The organism is Marivirga tractuosa DSM 4126, assembly GCF_000183425.1.
In the GTDB taxonomy this organism is placed as follows: domain Bacteria; phylum Bacteroidota; class Bacteroidia; order Cytophagales; family Cyclobacteriaceae; genus Marivirga; species Marivirga tractuosa.
Genome location: NC_014759.1, coordinates 2015001 through 2032959, shown reverse-complemented (window position 1 = coordinate 2032959; position 17959 = coordinate 2015001). Strand labels below are relative to the sequence as shown.

Annotated in this window: 17 protein-coding genes (1 of these 17 running past the window's edge); 14 read left to right on the top strand and 3 right to left on the bottom strand. The window is 35.2% G+C overall.

What is annotated here, in order from left to right; translation table 11 throughout:
- Positions 1 to 137: 137 nt before the first annotated feature.
- Positions 138 to 1118, top strand: coding sequence for a radical SAM protein (locus FTRAC_RS08485; protein WP_013453826.1), 981 nt, complete (start codon positions 138 to 140; stop codon positions 1116 to 1118).
- A gap of 152 nt (positions 1119 to 1270) precedes the next feature.
- Positions 1271 to 2575, top strand: coding sequence for an NADH:ubiquinone reductase (Na(+)-transporting) subunit F (gene nqrF / locus FTRAC_RS08480; RefSeq protein ID WP_013453825.1), 1305 nt, complete (start codon positions 1271 to 1273; stop codon positions 2573 to 2575).
- A gap of 72 nt (positions 2576 to 2647) precedes the next feature.
- On the opposite strand, the gene FTRAC_RS08475 is transcribed toward nqrF, so the two are convergent.
- Together FTRAC_RS08475 and FTRAC_RS08470 are read right to left on the bottom strand one after the other, a co-directional pair.
- A complete protein-coding gene (locus FTRAC_RS08475; RefSeq protein WP_013453824.1) occupies positions 2648 to 3745 on the bottom strand; it encodes a cyanophycinase in 1098 nt (365 codons plus the stop codon).
- Positions 3746 to 4121: 376 nt separating this feature from the next.
- Complete coding sequence (locus tag FTRAC_RS08470) at positions 4122 to 4313, bottom strand: LPXTG cell wall anchor domain-containing protein (RefSeq protein WP_013453823.1); 192 nt, start codon at positions 4311 to 4313, stop codon at positions 4122 to 4124.
- Between the two features lie 321 nt (positions 4314 to 4634).
- Here FTRAC_RS08470 and FTRAC_RS08465 point away from each other — a divergent pair, with 321 nt between their 5' ends.
- The 8 genes from FTRAC_RS08465 to FTRAC_RS19270 all read left to right on the top strand — a co-directional run bounded on the left by FTRAC_RS08465 (position 4635) and on the right by FTRAC_RS19270 (position 13139).
- The gene (locus FTRAC_RS08465) at positions 4635 to 5090 is read left to right on the top strand and encodes a MarR family winged helix-turn-helix transcriptional regulator (protein ID WP_013453822.1); all 456 of its coding nucleotides are present in this window, start codon (positions 4635 to 4637) and stop codon (positions 5088 to 5090) included.
- 28 nt (positions 5091 to 5118) lie between these two features.
- A complete protein-coding gene (locus FTRAC_RS08460) occupies positions 5119 to 7521 on the top strand; it encodes a 3-hydroxyacyl-CoA dehydrogenase/enoyl-CoA hydratase family protein (RefSeq protein ID WP_013453821.1) in 2403 nt (800 codons plus the stop codon).
- 52 nt (positions 7522 to 7573) lie between these two features.
- Positions 7574 to 7933 carry a four helix bundle protein gene (locus tag FTRAC_RS08455; RefSeq protein ID WP_013453820.1) on the top strand — a complete coding sequence of 120 codons (360 nt, stop codon included), beginning with the start codon at positions 7574 to 7576 and terminating at the stop codon, positions 7931 to 7933.
- 41 nt (positions 7934 to 7974) lie between these two features.
- Entirely contained in the window at positions 7975 to 9144 is a 1170-nt protein-coding gene (locus FTRAC_RS08450; protein ID WP_013453819.1) for a thiolase family protein, read from the top strand.
- Between the two features lie 153 nt (positions 9145 to 9297).
- Complete coding sequence (locus FTRAC_RS08445; RefSeq protein ID WP_013453818.1) at positions 9298 to 11100, top strand: acyl-CoA dehydrogenase family protein; 1803 nt, start codon at positions 9298 to 9300, stop codon at positions 11098 to 11100.
- Between the two features lie 172 nt (positions 11101 to 11272).
- The gene (locus FTRAC_RS08440; RefSeq protein ID WP_013453817.1) at positions 11273 to 11869 is read left to right on the top strand and encodes a DUF4389 domain-containing protein; all 597 of its coding nucleotides are present in this window, start codon (positions 11273 to 11275) and stop codon (positions 11867 to 11869) included.
- Positions 11866 to 12357, top strand: coding sequence for a DUF4870 domain-containing protein (locus tag FTRAC_RS08435; RefSeq protein WP_013453816.1), 492 nt, complete (start codon positions 11866 to 11868; stop codon positions 12355 to 12357). The genes FTRAC_RS08440 and FTRAC_RS08435 overlap by 4 nt, the downstream gene beginning before the upstream one ends.
- Positions 12357 to 13139, top strand: coding sequence for a M48 family metallopeptidase (locus FTRAC_RS19270; protein WP_013453815.1), 783 nt, complete (start codon positions 12357 to 12359; stop codon positions 13137 to 13139). Before FTRAC_RS08435 ends, FTRAC_RS19270 begins: the two co-directional genes overlap by 1 nt.
- A gap of 226 nt (positions 13140 to 13365) precedes the next feature.
- Here the strand turns inward: FTRAC_RS19270 and FTRAC_RS08425 are convergent, their stop codons facing one another.
- Entirely contained in the window at positions 13366 to 15063 is a 1698-nt protein-coding gene (locus tag FTRAC_RS08425) for a M61 family metallopeptidase (RefSeq protein WP_013453814.1), read from the bottom strand.
- Positions 15064 to 15238: 175 nt separating this feature from the next.
- Here FTRAC_RS08425 and rpmH point away from each other — a divergent pair, with 175 nt between their 5' ends.
- From rpmH to FTRAC_RS08405, 4 genes are all read left to right on the top strand, one after another.
- Positions 15239 to 15400 carry a 50S ribosomal protein L34 gene (rpmH, locus tag FTRAC_RS08420; protein WP_013453813.1) on the top strand — a complete coding sequence of 54 codons (162 nt, stop codon included), beginning with the start codon at positions 15239 to 15241 and terminating at the stop codon, positions 15398 to 15400.
- A 21-nt stretch (positions 15401 to 15421) separates the two neighbouring features.
- Positions 15422 to 15823 (top strand): ribonuclease P protein component, encoded by a 402-nt coding sequence (locus FTRAC_RS08415; RefSeq protein ID WP_013453812.1) that lies wholly within the window; start codon positions 15422 to 15424, stop codon positions 15821 to 15823.
- 231 nt (positions 15824 to 16054) lie between these two features.
- Positions 16055 to 17716 carry a S41 family peptidase gene (locus tag FTRAC_RS08410; protein ID WP_013453811.1) on the top strand — a complete coding sequence of 554 codons (1662 nt, stop codon included), beginning with the start codon at positions 16055 to 16057 and terminating at the stop codon, positions 17714 to 17716.
- Positions 17716 to 17959 carry the 5' end (the start) of a sulfite exporter TauE/SafE family protein gene (locus FTRAC_RS08405; protein ID WP_013453810.1) on the top strand. It continues 569 nt past the right edge of the window, so 244 of the gene's 813 nt are visible here — the first part of the coding sequence; the start codon lies at positions 17716 to 17718; the stop codon falls past the right edge of the window. The genes FTRAC_RS08410 and FTRAC_RS08405 overlap by 1 nt, the downstream gene beginning before the upstream one ends.

The window sequence follows — 17959 nt, the reverse complement described above, 5'->3', positions numbered from 1 at the left end:
TGTGAGAATTCAATAAATTTTATTCCTGCCGGAAGCAGTCAAGCTATCCTCGGTTAGTATATGGAGTATTCTAAAAATTATGTTCATTTCCTGATGTCATTTTAGTATTTCGAAAGCCTTCTTTCTAAATTAGCAAAATGCGTCTAATAAGGAAGCCTGTTTTATGTAATTATTATGTAACTTATCGCTGCAATGCCAGTTGCCATTTTTGTGATATCTGGGAAAAACCTAGTCCTTACATTAATAAAGCGGATGTAAAGCAAAATCTTAAAGATCTCAAAAGGTTAGGTGTTAAGGTAATTGATTTCACTGGAGGTGAACCTCTTTTACACAATGAAATCCATGATTTTCTGATGATGGCTAAAGAAATAGGCTTTATCACTACCCTTACGACTAACGGCTTGCTCTATCCCAAAAAAGCGGATAAATTGAAAGGCATGGTAGATATGCTTCATTTCTCATTAGATTTTGCAGACGCTCAGCAGCATGATGAAGTGAGAGGTGTAGGCTGTTTTGATTTTGTGATGAAATCAATAGAGGTAGCAAAAAAGCTAGGGGAGAAGCCCGATGTTTTGTTCACTGCTATGAACGAAAATATTGAGGAACTGGAGAAAGTTTATGAATCCATCTGCTTGCCCAATGATCTGGTTTTAATAGTCAATCCTATTTTCGATTATAATGCGGTGGAAACAGGAGGAGGTTTAACAAATGATAATTTGAATTACCTCACCCGAATGGGCAAAAAGAAAAATATTTATTTGAATGAAGCTTTCATAGAATTGAGAAAAAATGGCGGAAATCATGTCACCGACCCAGTTTGCAAAGCGGCTTCATCTTCTTTAGTGATTTCTCCAAAAAATGAATTAGTGTTGCCGTGTTATCATCTTGGGAAAAAACAATATCCTATCAATGGAGATTTATTCACATTGTATAAATCTGATGAAGTACAGAATTTAGCAGCATTAGAAGGAAGACTTCCAGAATGTGAAGGATGTGCTATTAATTGCTATATGCAGCCCTCATTTGCAGTGGAAATCAACCAGTATTTTTGGAAAGCATTACCCTCTACAATCAAATACAATCGACTAAAAGGAACCTGGAAAAATATTTTTCAATAAATTTTTACTTTCTGCCAACTTTTTGAATGATCTAACTGTTAGATTTGCGAATATATTATCAGAAAAATATCGAATCGAACTTATAGGTTTACATTTTAAGTAATATATTTGCAACTCAATTAATTGAATCATTTAGAACAAAATAAAAGTTCATGACATCAGTAGTTATAACCTCAATTATTGCATTCACCGTCTTAATACTTCTTTTGGTATTGATTCTGTTGTTTGCTCAATCGAAATTAGTTCAATCTGGCCCCGTTAATATTTATGTTAATGGAGATGAAGACAATCCAATTGTAACTTCTGCCGGTTCCACTTTACTTTCTACTTTATCAGGTCAAGATATTTACCTGCCGTCTGCATGTGGTGGTGGTGGTACTTGCGCCATGTGTAAATGTGTTGTGGAAGATGGTGGCGGTGATGTTTTACCTACAGAGGAAGGTCATTTAAGCCGGTCGGAAAAGAAAGAAAATGTTAGACTTTCATGTCAGGTGAAGGTGAAAGAAGACATGCATATCCGCATACCAGAAGAAATCTTTGGTATTAAAAAGTGGGAGTGCACGGTTAAATCTAACTACAACGTTTCGACTTTTATTAAAGAATTTGTAGTACAGTTGCCAGAAGGCGAAACTTTAGATTTTGAATCAGGTGGTTATATTCAAATAGATGTTCCTGAGATAACTTGCGAATTTAAGGATATTGATATCGCTCCGCATCCTGACTTAGGTCACAAAGATGACATTTTCAAAGAAGATTGGGATAATTTCGGATTGTGGGATTTAGTCATGAAAAATGAGGAGCCTATCTTTAGAGCTTACTCTATGGCGAATCACCCAGCTGAGGGAGATATCATCATGTTGAATATTAGAATTGCTACGCCACCTTGGGATCGAGCTAAAAATACGTGGATGGATGTTAATCCTGGAATTTGCTCTTCTTATGTTTTCACTAGAAAACCAGGCGACAAAGTAACGATTTCAGGTCCTTATGGTGAGTTCTTCATCAATGAATCTGATGCTGAAATGATTTACATTGGTGGTGGTGCTGGTATGGCTCCGCTGCGTTCTCATATTTTCCACTTATTCCATACGCAGGGAACTGATAGAAAAGTTTCTTACTGGTATGGTGGTAGATCAAAAAGAGAATTGTTCTATGTAGATCACTTCAGGGATATTGAAAAGAAAAATCCGAACTTTGAATTCCATGTTGCTTTATCTGAGCCATTAGAAGAAGATAACTGGAAAATCAAGAAAAGCTTAGATGATAAAGATGGTGATGGATACACTGGATTTATTCACAATGCTTTATATGATAACTACTTAAAGCATCATAAAGAGCCAGAGGAAGTAGAATTCTACTTATGTGGACCTCCTATGATGAATGCAGCAGTTTTAAAAATGTTAGATGACATGGGTGTTCCGCCAGAAAATATCCGATTTGATGATTTCGGTGGATAATCTTAATAAAATTAGATAATAAAAAAGGGGCTTCAAGCCCCTTTTTTTATTGAAAGATAATTTTAAAAAGAATTAATCTGGCTGTTGAATGTCATTAGATATACTTCCATAATTAACATTTACCTGTTTCGATTGTGCTGCACTGCTTAAAGAATTCCAATTGCTAATATTAAAGCTATTACTTGGATAAGATACTCCCTTAACCGTATAGGCAGTAATAGCATCAGTCCAATGTAAAGCTAGACCTTCTGCACATTGATCAGGCACAGAATTAGCACTAAAGAAAAATGCGTAATCTTCATAGGTTCCATCACCCAAAACTTTAGCGTCCCCATTTGCTTCAATAGCCACAGCTGTAAATTCGTCCACTGCTATTCCTTTTATATCCTGATAGCTGCTTACCACTCCATCAGCAATTAATCTTGCCATAAAGGTGATTGTCCTTCCTAATCTGTCTCTTTCGGAAAAATGAGAATCTGTAATGATATTTCCCAAACCCGGAAGTTGTAAAAAGTCTGTTTTAATAGATTCCATATAAGGATGGTATGGATCATTCAAAGCTTCAGAGGATATTACTCCGGAGGATTGAGGGATATAAGCAAATTCTCCCAAAATGGCTAAACCAGCAGAAGTACCTCCGATAGGAACACCTTTTTCATTTGCTAAGTAATGTATGGAATTTTCTACCTCAGTACCATTCCAAAGGTCATAATATTGAGTTTGATCACCACCAGCAATAAATAATGCTTCAGCTCCTCTGATTTTGTCTCTCACAAAGTTAGAATTTGCAGTAGCTTGATCGTTAATCACTAAAGTGAGAATAGAATTTGCGCCTTCTATAAAGGTATCATCATTATATCCATCACTATTATCTGTTCTAATAATAACAAAATCACCACCGTCTGACTTATTGACCATCCAGTCAAACCATGATTTTTGATCACTTGCACCACCTGCTAACAAGTATCCTAGCGTGCTATTAGTTTGAATATCCTCTGAACTTCCTGTCAAATAGTAAGTGACACTACCATCACTACTGCCTCCATCATCTCCACCTTTATCTTTTTTTGGGCCACCTGCATGGTCGGGTTTACCCATATCTAAGTTCTCTTCTATGCATCCAGAGAAAATTAATGCGATTGCCAGTAAGGCATAACTTATCCTTTTCATATTATTATGATTTAAGTTTTTGAAATTTTGATATAAATATTTAATACAGCCTATTTAGATAGGCTTAAATTATTGTTAGGTAATCTATGCTTAATAAAAATCGCATAAGTTACCCTGCTTCCGAAGTTTGAAAGCTATATGAAGTAATAAGTATTGGCTAACAATCGAAAACCGGTTGCAGATTTCGCCTGTGAACCGGTTTGAAGCTCAAGAATTTGAGCCCGAAAATCTTTTTAGGGTTAATGGTAGAATTGTAATATGTGTTGAATTTGAAATTCATACATTTCCAATATGCAAATAAAAATGTTGATTGTCAATAATATAGGGGAAAAAATGTTAGTATTGAAATTGTATATTTGCAAGGTTGTTATAGTGTTTATAGGTCTTCGTCCTCTGCCTCTCTTTTCTTTTTCCTTCTCCACCAAAAGTAACCACCAATCAAAATAAGAATTGGCAGTCCTATATAAAATATGTAATCAAATGGAGTTTGCAACAGTAGGGGGTCGCTGTCATCTGGATGCGGAACGCCTTGAGGAATTTGAACTAAAAGTTGTAGTAAAAGTGTCATATTAAATAGTTGTTTATATTGATTCAACGAGAATATACCGCAGCTGTTTTTCCTGATCCTAAAATTGTAAGCGTGAATATCTAGTTTGTGTTATAAATATAAATTCACCTAGGAATGCATCAAAATTGTATCATATTCATTTTCACACATCTTTATACCTTCAAATACGTTTTCTAACATTCATTCTTCTTGAATAATTATTTATACCAAATAAAATATTTTTTCTAAATATAGTATGCATGCATACTATATTTTTGTATATTTGAAATCCATAAGCTGTCCCGATTTATCAGGATGGCATTTTAAGTCTATCATATACACATGAAAAGAGAAGAATCCATAGACTACAATATTAAAGCAGCCTGGCATGCCATTTCACGCATGTACAACCAGCAAGCTGTCAAATACGGAATTACTACTTCCATCGGTTTTGTGTTGTTAAATATTAATACAAAAGAGGGAACTCCCGCTACTAAAATTGCCCCGCTTATGGGGTTGGAAAGTAGGAGCCTCACCCGCATGTTGAAAAGCATGGAGGAAAAAGGGCTTATTTATAAAAAGCCTGACCCAGAAGATAAACGCTCTGTTAGAATCTTTTTGACAGACTTGGGAGTAGAGAAGAAAGCGATTTCAAGGGAAACGGTAAAAACTTTCAATGAGGAGGTGTTCAATACCATTGAACCCGAAAAATTGGAAGCTTTTTTTGATGTCATTCATAAAGTGAATGACATAATCGACAAAAATGAGATTTACAATACTAAAGAATCAGTTCATTAATTTTTAAAATTTAAACCACAGCGACTAAATGAAACGAAACATTAAAAAAGTAGCCGTTTTAGGTTCGGGGATTATGGGATCAAGAATCGCCTGCCACTTTGCCAATATTGGTGTGGAGGTACTTTTGCTTGACATCGTGCCTTTCGAACTTACGGATGCCGAAAAAGAAAAAGGTTTAACGAAGGAAGACCCACAAGTGAGAAACCGCATCGTGAATGACGCATTTGAGTCAACCTTAAAAGGAAAGCCAGCTTCATTATATCATAAAGATTTTGCCAAGAGAATTTCTTTGGGAAATTTTGATGATGATATGCACAAAATCAAAGATTGCGATTGGGTATTGGAAGCCGTTGTTGAGCGACTGGATATCAAAAAGCAGGTTTTTGAAAATGTTGAAAAACATAGAACTAAAGGAACCATTATTTCTTCTAACACATCGGGTATCCCTATCCACATGATGTTGGAAGACAGAAGTGAAGACTTTCAAAAGCATTTTATTGGAACGCACTTTTTTAACCCACCGCGTTACTTAAAATTATTGGAGATTATCCCTACACCAAAAACAGATCAGGAAATCACTGATTTCTTGATGCATTATGGTGATTTATATTTAGGGAAAACCACCGTTTTATGTAAAGATACTCCTGCCTTCATCGCTAACAGAGTTGGAATTTATGCCATCTTGAAAGTAGTGGAATCCATGCAAAAACTGGACATGAACATCGATGAGGTAGACAAATTAACGGGCCCAGTTATCGGCCGACCAAAGTCAGCAACCTTCAGGACTTCAGATGTGGTAGGATTAGATACGCTTATTAAAGTAGCCAACGGATTATACGAAAATCTTCCAAATGATGAGGCTAGAGATACTTTTAAATTGCCTGATGTAATTGGGAAATTAGAAGAAAACAAATGGTTAGGGGATAAGACCGGACAAGGATTCTATAAAAAAACCAAGAAAGACGGAAAAACTGAAATCTTAACTTTGGATTTGGATTCTATGGAATACAAGCCAAAGACAAAGCCTAAGTTTTCAACACTTGAGTCTACCAAGCAAATCTCTAATTTGAAAGAAAGATTCCCAGTTTTAGTGGGAGGAAAAGATAAAGCAGGTGAATTCTATAGAGATTCATTCTATGGGTTATTTCAATACTCATCTAATCGTATCCCTGAAATTTCTGACGAGTTATATAGAATTGACCAAGCACTTTGCACTGGTTTCGGTTGGGAAATAGGTCCTTTCGAAACTTGGGATGCTTTAGGTGTTAAGAAATCAGTTGAAAAAATGGAAGAAGCAGGTTATAAGCCAAATCAATGGGTTTATGACATGTTAGAATCCGGTGCTGATTCGTTCTACAGAGTAGAAGCAGGACAGAAACAGTATTATGATATTGAAAGCAAGAAATATGTAAATATCCCAGGTACTGAAGAATTTATCATTCTTGAAAACTTAAAAGAAAGTGGTAAGGAAATCTGGAGTAATGCAGAAGCCGGAATCATTGATTTAGGAGATGGCATTATTAATGTGGAATTCAGATCGAAGTCAAACTCACTTGGTGGCGGAGTTGTAGAAGGCATTAACAAGGCTATTTCGATGGCTGAGGAAAAATACCGAGGTGTAGTAATCTCCAATGAGGGCTCAAACTTCTCAGTAGGAGCTAACCTTGGAATGATTTTCATGTATGCAATCGAGCAAGATTATGATGAATTGGATTTTATGATCCGTCAGTTCCAGCAAACCATGATGAGAGCTAGATATTCTGCAATTCCAGTTGTAGTGGCGCCTCACAATATGGCACTAGGTGGAGGTTGTGAATTGTCTATGCATGCAGATCATGTTCAGGCATCAGCTGAAACCTATATTGGTTTAGTTGAAGTTGGTGTTGGTGTAATTCCTGGTGGGGGTGGTACTAAAGAAAATGCCCTTCGAGTTGCAGATAGATATCAAGATGGTGATGTTGAGTTAAATGCTTTACAAAATGCATACATGAATATTGCAATGGCAAAAGTGGCTACTTCAGCTCATGAGGCTAGAGATATGGGTATATTAAGACCTTCAGATGGTATTTCTATAAACAGAAGTCGTCAGATTGCTGATGCGAAAGCTGCTGCAATTAGTTTAGCAGATGCTGGATATACTATGCCAGTTCAAAGAACAGATATCAAAGTTCAGGGTAAAACAGGCATCGCTTTATTTAAGGCAGGTGTTTCTGGTATGAAGATGGGGAGATATATCTCAGAACATGATCAAAAGATCGCAGATAAGCTAGCTTATGTGATGTGCGGTGGAGATTTATCATATCCTCAGGAAGTTTCAGAACAATACCTATTGGATCTAGAAAGAGAAGCTTTCTTATCTCTATTAGGAGAAAAGAAAACACTTGAAAGAATTCAAGCAGTATTGCAAGGAGGAAAACCTTTGAGAAACTAGAGGTTAGATACTAGAATCTAGAATCTAGATGTTAGACTGAAATTTATAGAAAATGCATAATTATAAAAAGCTTAAAATTTGGGAGAAATCAATGGAGTTATCTCTATTGGTTTATCAAATCACAAGTACTTTTCCCAAGGAGGAAAGATTTGGTTTGATATCTCAGATCAGAAGATGTGCAGTTTCTATACCGTCTAATATCGCTGAAGGATCTTCTAGAGATTCAAGCAAAGACTTTTCTAGGTTCTTGAGAATATCTATTGGTTCTAGTTTTGAATTAGAAACTCAATTATTGTTAAGTAAGAAGCTGGAGTTTATTTCACATGATGATTTTGATAATCTTGAAATCACTCTAAATGAAGTCCAGAAAATGCTTAATTCTTTTATAAAGAAATTGAATGTAGAAGTCTAGGCTCTAGGCTCTAGAATCTAAAAATCTTAAAAATTAAAAAAATGGACGCATATATAGTAGCAGGATATAGAACGGCTGTAACAAGAGCCAAAAAAGGAGGCTTTCGATTCACTCGACCGGATGATCTGGCTTCCGATGTAATCAAACACCTTGTTTCACAAGTGGAAGGTGTGGAAAATAAAATGGTAGATGACCTAATTGTAGGAAATGCTGTGCAGGAAGCAGAGCAAGGAATGCAAATGGGAAGAATGATATCACTATTAGCACTTGGTAAAGAAGTGCCCGGTTTAGTAATCAATAGATATTGTGGATCTGGTTTAGAGGCAATCAATATGGCTGCATCAAAGATTCAGGCAGGTTATGCTGATATCATCATTGCTGGAGGTACAGAGTCGATGTCTATGGTTCCGATTATGGGATATAAAACAGCTTTGAATTATAAGATTGCAACAGAAACGCCTGATTATTATACTTCTATGGGATTAACTGCTGAGCAGATTGCGCAACAGTGGAAAATTTCAAGAGAAGATCAGGATGAGTTTGCTTATAATTCTCATATGAAGGCACTTCAAGCTCAGAAAGATGGAAAATTCGATGATGAAATTGTCCCTATAAATGTAAAGGAAACTTATGTAGAGGATGGTAAAAAGAAAACAAGAGATTTTACAGTAGATAAAGATGAAGGACCTAGAGCAGGTACAAATACAGATCTTTTAGGAAAGCTAAAACCTGTGTTTGCTCAAGGCGGTTCTGTAACGGCTGGTAATTCATCACCTACAAATGATGGAGCTTCTTTTACAATGGTGATGTCTGAGAAAATGGTTAAAGAATTAGGCGTTAAGCCAATCGCTAGAATGGTTGGCTTCGGTGTAGCAGGAGTTGAACCAAGAATCATGGGTATCGGACCAGTGGAAGCAGTTCCAAAAGCTTTGAAAAATGCAGGTTTGAAATTGAATGACATAGATCTGATCGAATTAAACGAAGCTTTTGCAGCTCAATCTTTAGCTGTAATTCGTGAACTGGATATTGATCAAAGTAAATTAAATGTAAATGGTGGAGCTATCGCATTAGGTCACCCATTAGGATGTTCTGGTGCTAAACTATCGGTTCAGGTTATGAACGAGTTGAAAAGAACAAACGGTAAATACGGAATGGTCACAGCTTGTATTGGTGGTGGTCAAGGTATTGCAGGTATTTATGAAATGATGTAAAAGTAGAATCTAGAGTCTAGATGCTAGACTCTAGATTATTTGTTGGTTTTAAATAAACATAGTGATAAAATAAACAATTGTAGAACCCATTTAGTATCAAATATCTAGATCTGATATCTCGATACTTGATACTAGATACTAGATACTAATAATATGAGTACAACAGAAAAAAAATTCACAGCAAAGGGAGGAGCATTCTTAATCGAAGAAACTCCTGCACAGGCAGTATTCACTCCAGAAGAGTGGACAGAAGAGCAAAAAATGATTGCTCAAACTTGTAAAGATTTCTTGGATCAGGAAGTATATCCTAAACTAGATGAAATCGATGATGTAAAAGGTAATCCTGAATTAATGCCTCAGTTATTGGATAAATCAGGAGAGCTGGGTCTTTTAGGAACTTCAGTTCCAGAAGAATACGAAGGCTTCGGCATGAATTTTAATACATCCATGTTAGTTGCTGAAGTTATCGGAGCGGGGCATTCTTTTGCTGTTGCTTTATCGGCACATACTGGAATAGGAACACTTCCAATTTTATATTATGGCGATGACGCACAAAAGAAGAAATATTTACCAAAATTGGCTAGTGGTGAATGGAAAGCTTCTTACTGCTTAACTGAACCGGATTCTGGTTCTGATGCAAATGCAGCTAAAACTAAAGCAGTTTTAACAGAAGATAAAAAGCATTACATCGTTAATGGTCAGAAAATGTGGATCACCAATGGTGGATTTGCAGATGTTTTCATCGTCTTTGCAAAAATTGATGATGATAAGAATCTTTCTGCTTTTATTGTTGAGAAAGATTTTGGTGGTGTCACCATGAATGAAGAAGAGGCTAAGATGGGGATTAAAGGTTCTTCTACCCGTCAGGTTTTCTTTAACGACTGCAAAGTACCGGTTGAAAACTTACTTTCTGAAAGAGAAAATGGCTTTAAAATAGCGGTAAATATTCTTAATATCGGAAGAATTAAGTTAGGGGCTTCTGCTATTGGCGCATCTAAAGCAGTATTAGGTCAAGCAGCTCAGTATGCTAATGAGAGAAAGCAATTTGGTACTTCTATTGGCAGCTTTGGAGCTATTCAACACAAAATAGCTGAAATGGCTGCTAGAACTTATGCAGCAGAATCAGCAGCTTATAGAGCAGGTCAAAACATTGACGATGCTTATGAAGATTTAGTAGCTGGTGGAATGGAAGAGGCAGAAGCCAAATTGAAATCTGTTGAAGAATTTGCTATTGAATGTGCAATTATAAAAGTGCATGCTTCGGAAGTTTTAGATTACGTAGCTGACGAAGGTGTTCAAGTCTATGGTGGTATGGGCTTCTCTGCTGACGCACCTATGGATAGAGCTTACCGTGATGCGCGTATTAACAGGATTTTCGAAGGTACAAATGAAATCAACAGAATGTTGACGATCGATATGCTTTTGAAACGTGCCATGAAAGGTAAATTGGATTTGATGACGCCTGCAATGAATGTGCAGAAGGAATTAACATCTATTCCTGATTTCGGAGCGGATGAAGATGATTCATTATTTGCTAAAGAGAAAAAAGTATTAGCTAATTTGAAAAAAGCTGGCTTAATGATTTCTGGTGCGGCTGTTCAAAAGTATATGCAAAAACTATCTCAAGAGCAGGAAATCTTAATGAATTTAGCTGATATGTTGATTGAGGTTTATGCTGCTGAGTCTGCTCTTTTAAGAACTGAGAAATTGGTTGATATCAAAGGAGAAGAAGCTTGCAAACAGCAAATCAATATGACTAACTTATACATGCACCGAGCAGTTGAAATTGCTAATAAAGCAGGTAAAGAAGCAATCTTTGCTTTTGCTGAAGGTGATGAACAGCGCATGATGTTATTAGGATTGAAGAGATTTACAAAAATAGATCCTATGAATTTAAAAGAAGTAAGAAGATCGATTGCAGGTCATGTATTGGAAAAGCAAGCTTACGAGTTTTAATCGTAAAGTTTAATACTAATTATTAAAAGGCTCGGAAATTTACGAGCCTTTTTTGTTGATTTCGAGCATTTTAAGATATGGTGTAGAAAATACTCTCGTTATTAAATACTCTAAAAATTGTAATTTATCGTAAGATTTTACAATTTCGGGCTTAACTAAATCAATATTCACTATGTTAACTTTTGATATTAAACATCAAGATCGCTATTCACGTGGCGAGTTATTACTCCGGTCTTTTTTTGGTTGGCTCTATATTCAGATTCCGCATCTATTTCTACTTTTTTTTGTAGGATTGTGGGGTGCCATTCTAAGGTTTATTTCTTTTTTTATTGTTTTGTTTACTGGAAGATATCCAGAAAGTTTCTTTGAGTTTCAAGTGCAGTTGATCCGCTGGCAGACCAGATTAAATGCCCGTATCTTTAATTTAGCTGACGATTATCCTCCTTTTGGGTTGGATGCAAAAGATGAGTACATTGCTGTAGATGTTAAGTACCCAGAAAGAATTAGCAGGGGCTTGGTATTGTTGAGAGCATTCTTCGGGATTATTTACGTATTGATTCCTCACGCTTTTGTGCTTTTCTTTAGGTTAATTTGGTGTCAAATTTTGGTGATTATTGCATGGTGGGTTGTTTTATTTACAGGCGAATTTCCAAAATCATGGCACGAATTTATCGTTGGGACCTTAAGATGGCAAACCAGAGTTAATCTTTATATGTGGTATATGACAGATGAGTATCCACCGTTCACAGGAAAACCATTAGCACAATGACAGAAAATCAATATCAACCAATTCCTCAACCTGAGGAGCTAGAGATTAGGGAAAGAGAAGATGCAATGGGAGCCTACCTTATGATGTTTGCAGCATTAGGTGCAGGGCTTCCTTTGCCTATTTTGAATTTGGTAGCAGCAATTATTTATTATTATATCAATAAAGGAAAGAGTCTGTTTGTTCGCTTTCACTCTTTGCAATCTTTACTAAGCCAACTTCCTACAAGTATTTTGAATGCTGTTGCTGTTTTCTGGGGTGCTAGGATAATATTTCTTGACTACGCTTTTTCAGATGTTTTCAAAGGCTACTTATGGCTGGTAGGAATTGCGAATTTAATCTATATTGTTTTCAGTATCATAGGTGCAGTGAAAGCAAGAAAGGGTGAGATGTACTACTTTCTTTTCTTCGGAAGAGTGTCTTATCAGTCTGTTTTTAAGAAGAAAGAACTTGATGATCATGCTGTGGTAAATCAGCCACCTAAAATGTAATGATGAATAAAAATTTTCGAGATTTAGGTATAATTATCTTAGTTGCGGTCGGTATATGGGCTGGTTTCACCTATTTTTCAACCACAACTGAGCAACAAGATTTGGTTTCTTTGGAGCAGGAGGCAGAAATTGCAGATTTTTTCAATGATCAAATCTTTAGAGAATTTGATTCAATCAATGTGGAAAGAACAGATTCTGTAATGAATGTTATTTTTAAGAGGTTGGCCAAAGGTATGGATACGGTTAGCTATGAATACGATATTTACGTTTTAAAATCTGATCAAGTAAATGCTTTTACAGCCTTTAATGGGCAATTGTTCCTTTTTACAGGCTTAATTGAACAAACCGAATCACCTGAGGAGTTGGCTGCAGTGCTAGCACATGAATTAGCTCATGCAGAAAAGCGACATGTAATCAAAAACCTAGTTAAGGAGATAGGATTGAATTCCTTGATTCTAATTATATCAGGTGGTGATCCTGTAGTAATGCAAGAAATTACCAAGTTGGTAGTGAGTAGCGGTTTTAGTCGGAGGATGGAAAGGGAAGCGGATGAGTATGCTATTAAGTATTTAAGAGAAGCAAATATTAACCCTAACAGATTAACCCAGTTCTTTTTAAAGCTAAAGCAAAAGAATAGAGAGATCCCAAATGGATTTGAATGGATTTCTTCTCACCCTGCATTAAAAGAAAGAATTGAATTTGTGTCTGAAAATATTGGTGATTCTATTGACGAGGTAGCAATTGAATTGGATTGGGATTCGTTTAAAAAATCCTTAAAGTAATATTACATGTAGCAACAATTAGTTTGTACTTTAATTAGAAATATAGTTTAAAAATAGTAATTTTCTAATAAGTTTAAAAAAAAGTTTGATAGGGGCTTGACTGCTAAAATAAATCATTCTACATTTATAACATCTTATACAAGTCAATGACTTTGTAAGGTTTTGGTTGAAATAGAAAGGCAGCTGGGGAGCTGCCTTTCGCTTTTCCTACCCTTTTGTATTTTAATCACACATTCAACCACTTTTTTCTCATGATTTTTTCATCTTCTTTTATATCATTATTTCCCTTGAGAATATACCGACTGTAAAATCCACCATTTTCAGTTTTAATTGTGACCTCTCTCAAATTATTATTCCTGAAAAATTGAAAAGAATAAGACGTTTCCTCTTCAAAGTGAATTACATCCTGAATTTCCTCAAACTTCTGCTTATTAATACCTATTAATTTATCGCCAATTCTAAACGCTTTTTCAGCTGGACTATCAGGAGCAATGCTAATCACCGTTTCTTCATTTATTTTTAATCCTAAATGATGAGTAATAGAATTTTCATTTGCTTTCAATTCCATTTCAAAGCCGAATTGATCTAATAATATTTTAAGCTCATTTTCAACTGGTTCACAACCTGTTATGAATTTATTCAAGTAATCAGTTAATTCATACCCAATAACTTCTTCAGCTGTCTTTAAATAGTCTTCTGAGCTATAGCCCTTGTCCTTCTTATAAAAATCAGTCCATAGTTTTCTCATTACATCATCAAGGCTTTTTTCTCCATTCGATTCTAAAATGATTTTTAAATCTAGAATTAAAGCAATCAAAGCTCCTTTAACATAAATGGAAACCTTCCGGTGGGGAATTCCTGCTTCATAACCATCCAACCATAAATCCCAAGAGGATTCCGCTACTGAAGTGTTAAATCTCCCATAATTCTCAAAATGTCGCTTGAAAAGTATATTTAGTTCATCTATATACCAATCCAAATCTTTTACACCACTCCTGACAAGGAATAGATCACCGTAATAAGTGGTAACGCCTTCTGCAACATAGCCAGTAATGAAGTAATTTTCTTTATCAAAATTATAAGGATACATTTCCTCAGGTCTGATTCTAATGATATTCCAATAATGAAATAGCTCATGAGAGCTGATTCCTAGAAAATTATTGTAAAAGGTTTCTGAATTAAATTCCTTAGCTGGACCTAATACTATGCAAGTGCTATTTAGATGCTCCACTCCATGATAAGCCTTTTCATCAGGAATTTGAAATAAAAAATGATAATCCTTGCTTTCAAATTCGCCCATAGTTTCTATTTGATAAGCAGTGAATTTTTTGAAATCATCTAAAATCTGATTCTTATTTTTTAAATCGGCATTTCCCCTAAACCATAAATGAAAATTAGTTTCCTGAACTCTATATTCTAAATGCTGCAGCTTGTTGCTGACCAATGCAGGGCTGTCTACTAATTCATAAAAACTGTCGGCTACTAATTCTTTCCCTTCTTTTTTCAAACCGCATGCAATTTCCCAATCATTTGGAATATCAAGGTGTACTTTGTGAACTTGTTTCATGTCATCAGCTTGATAAATCATGCAGTTAATGAAATTCAAATACCAATGTTCTTCATCAACAAATGTGCTTCCGCCATCTATAATAGAGGTGTAAATTTCATATCGGATGATGCATTCCTCATCTTCGCAATGAATTAACCAGGTGTTTCTATTAGTTTTTTTGAAATTTAATGGCTCTTCATTTTTATCAAAAGCATTAAAGTTTCTCAAGTATTTAGAGAAGTTTCCAAGCTGATATCTTCCCGGTCTCCAGTCAGGAAGTTTTACTTCAAAATCAGCTTTTGTAGGCTTAATCAGTATTTCTACTTGTAAAAAAGAATCATGCGGAAACTTTTGTGATAATCTATATTGAATCATTATCAATTTATTTAATTAATCATACTACATTTGCATCGTAAAGTTGATGATTTCTAAGGAGATATAAAACGAGATATTCTTATAGTATTTTGAAAAACAATTTTGCGAAAAGAAATTAACTGCTTATCTTTGCAGCCCTTATAAAAGAACAAGAGAAAATTTAAAATATAAAGATATGAAACGTACATTTCAGCCTTCTCAAAGGAAAAGAAAAAACAAACATGGATTCAGAACTAGAATGGAATCTGCGAATGGAAGAAACGTTTTGGCGAGAAGAAGAGCGAAAGGTCGTCACAAATTGACTGTTTCAGACGAAAAAGGTAAGCATAGAAAATAATTCTTCTATGCAATTAAGCGCATGTCTGTAATTTCGGACAATAACGATTTTTCTTTCAAGAAAACAGAGCGCTTACATCACCGGAATGATATTCAGGAGCTTTTTGAAAAAGGCTCCTCTTTTTATTTATACCCATTTAAGGTCATTTATATTGCTGAGCCGCTTGATTCCGTAATCAAACCTCAGCAATTATTGATTTCCGTTCCCAAAAGGAAATTCAAAAAAGCTCCAGACCGAAATTTTATCAAAAGGCAAGTAAGAGAAGCTTATCGACATAACAAATATTTGATTGATCCTGAAAAACTAAGTAAAAGTTTGAGGATTGCTTATATTTACACTTCTGATAAAAAGATGCCTTCTGATGCCTTAACAAAAAAACTAAAAAAGACTTTAGAGCGTTTGCATCAAGAATTTACAGATTAAAACTGAATTTCAAAAGAGATAATAAGATTTTAGCTAATGTAAAAAATAGTGATAAAGCTTATAGTTTCTACTGGTGTTAATCTGTGAGACTGTCCCTTTGAAGGTACTTTAGGGGTTTTAGCTGAAATGTCAGAATCCGGTTAAATAGTAGCAAAAAGAAAGTAAGAAAATAAAAGAGTAGATTTTTACTATTAATATATAGAATCGATAAAATTAATTTTAGAACTGTCCATGAAGCTTTCAAATAAAATAATAATCTCAATTTTAGCCCTTGGCTTAATTGGCTTGGTGTCATTTCAAATTAAAAAGAACGATAGGTATTTTGAAATCATTAAAAACCTGGATGTTTTTACCACCTTATATAAAGAGCTCAATACTTATTATGTAGATGAGATCAATCCAACAGATATAATGGAAACAGGCATAGAAGCCATGTTGGAATCTCTAGATCCCTATACCAACTTTATTCCTGAGGATAGAATTGAAGATTACCGCATTATGTCAACTGGTCAATATGCTGGTATTGGTACTACTATGGGCAAGATTGAGAACCGGCATGTAGTTATGATGATTTTTGAAGGTTCTCCTGCTGAAACTTCAGGTCTGAAGATTGGAGATGAATTGCTCGAGATAAATAGTAATCCAATAGAAGACTATTCGATAGATGAAATTAACAAGCTTTTGAAAGGACAGATTGGTACAACGGTTGATCTCGAAATCAAAAGAAAAGGAATTAAAAAGCCACTAAAATTTACTGTCAGTAGAGAAAGCATTAATATAGAAAGCGTTCCTTATTACGGGCTGATAGCTGAAGATATTGCCTACATCAGGTTGACAGAGTTTTCAAGTGGAGCAGGTTCTTCAGTTCGTTCTGCCTTGGTGGAATTAAAAGGGAAGGGAGCAAAAAAGGTTATTTTAGATTTAAGAGGTAATCCTGGTGGGCTCTTAAATGAATCAATAGAGGTTTCCAATGTATTTATTCCCAAAGGATTGGAAGTAGTAAGTACCAAAGGTAAAATTGAAGAATGGAATAAAACCTATACTGCTAATAAAAACCCGGTTGATGTAAATATACCCTTAGCGGTTCTGATTAGTAATAATAGTGCTTCAGCGTCCGAAATTGTTGCAGGTGTTATGCAAGATTATGATAGAGGGATTCTAGTGGGTCAAAGAAGTTTCGGAAAAGGTTTAGTTCAAGCTACCCGACCTTTAAGTTACAATAGTCAATTAAAAATTACCACTGCAAAGTATTATATTCCAAGTGGAAGATGTATTCAGGCAATTGATTATAGTCATAGAAATGAAGATGGAAGCATTGGTAAAATTCCAGATTCTTTAAAAAGTGAGTTTAAAACACAAGCAGGTAGAGTGGTTTATGATGGTGGAGGAGTCTCACCTGACTACGATGTAGTAAACAAAGGGTATGCACCGATCACCATTCAATTGATGAAGAAAGGTTTTATTTTTGATTTCGCAACGGAGTACTATTATGAACATGAGGATATGAAGCCTGATCCTAAAGTGTTTTCTATTTCTGATGAGCTTTATTCTGAATTCACAAACTGGGTTTCAGTAAAAGACTATAGTTATACGACTGCAACAGAGGAAACTATTAAGGAGTTGAGAGAAACCGCTGATAGTGATAAATATTTTGACTTTTTAGAAAAAGAGATTTCTGCTCTGGAAAAAGAAATTCAGGAACATAAAAAGGAAGATTTGAAAGTATTTCAAGCTGAAATTAAGAAAGCTTTAAAAGAGGAAATTATTTCCCGCTATCATAAAAGACAGGGAATGATTGAATCCTCTTTTGAAAATGATGAAGAAGTGGATGAAGCCATCAAGCTACTCAATGATAAAGACAGTTATAGAAATCTCCTTCAAGCTGCGAAGTAATGGATTTTTACTTTTTATTGTTCTTAGCGGGCTTGATTGGAGGACTAATTTCAGGTCTTTTGGGAGTAGGTGGCGGAATAGTATATATTCTAATTCTTCCTATTGCTTTCCATTTTATTGGGATTCCCTACGAGGAAATTGCACAATTTACAATAGCTAATTCTTTGTTTGGGACATTTTTTGCTGGGCTTTTTGCAACTTATAGCCATATTAAGCATGGTGAATTCTATCCTAAACAAATTT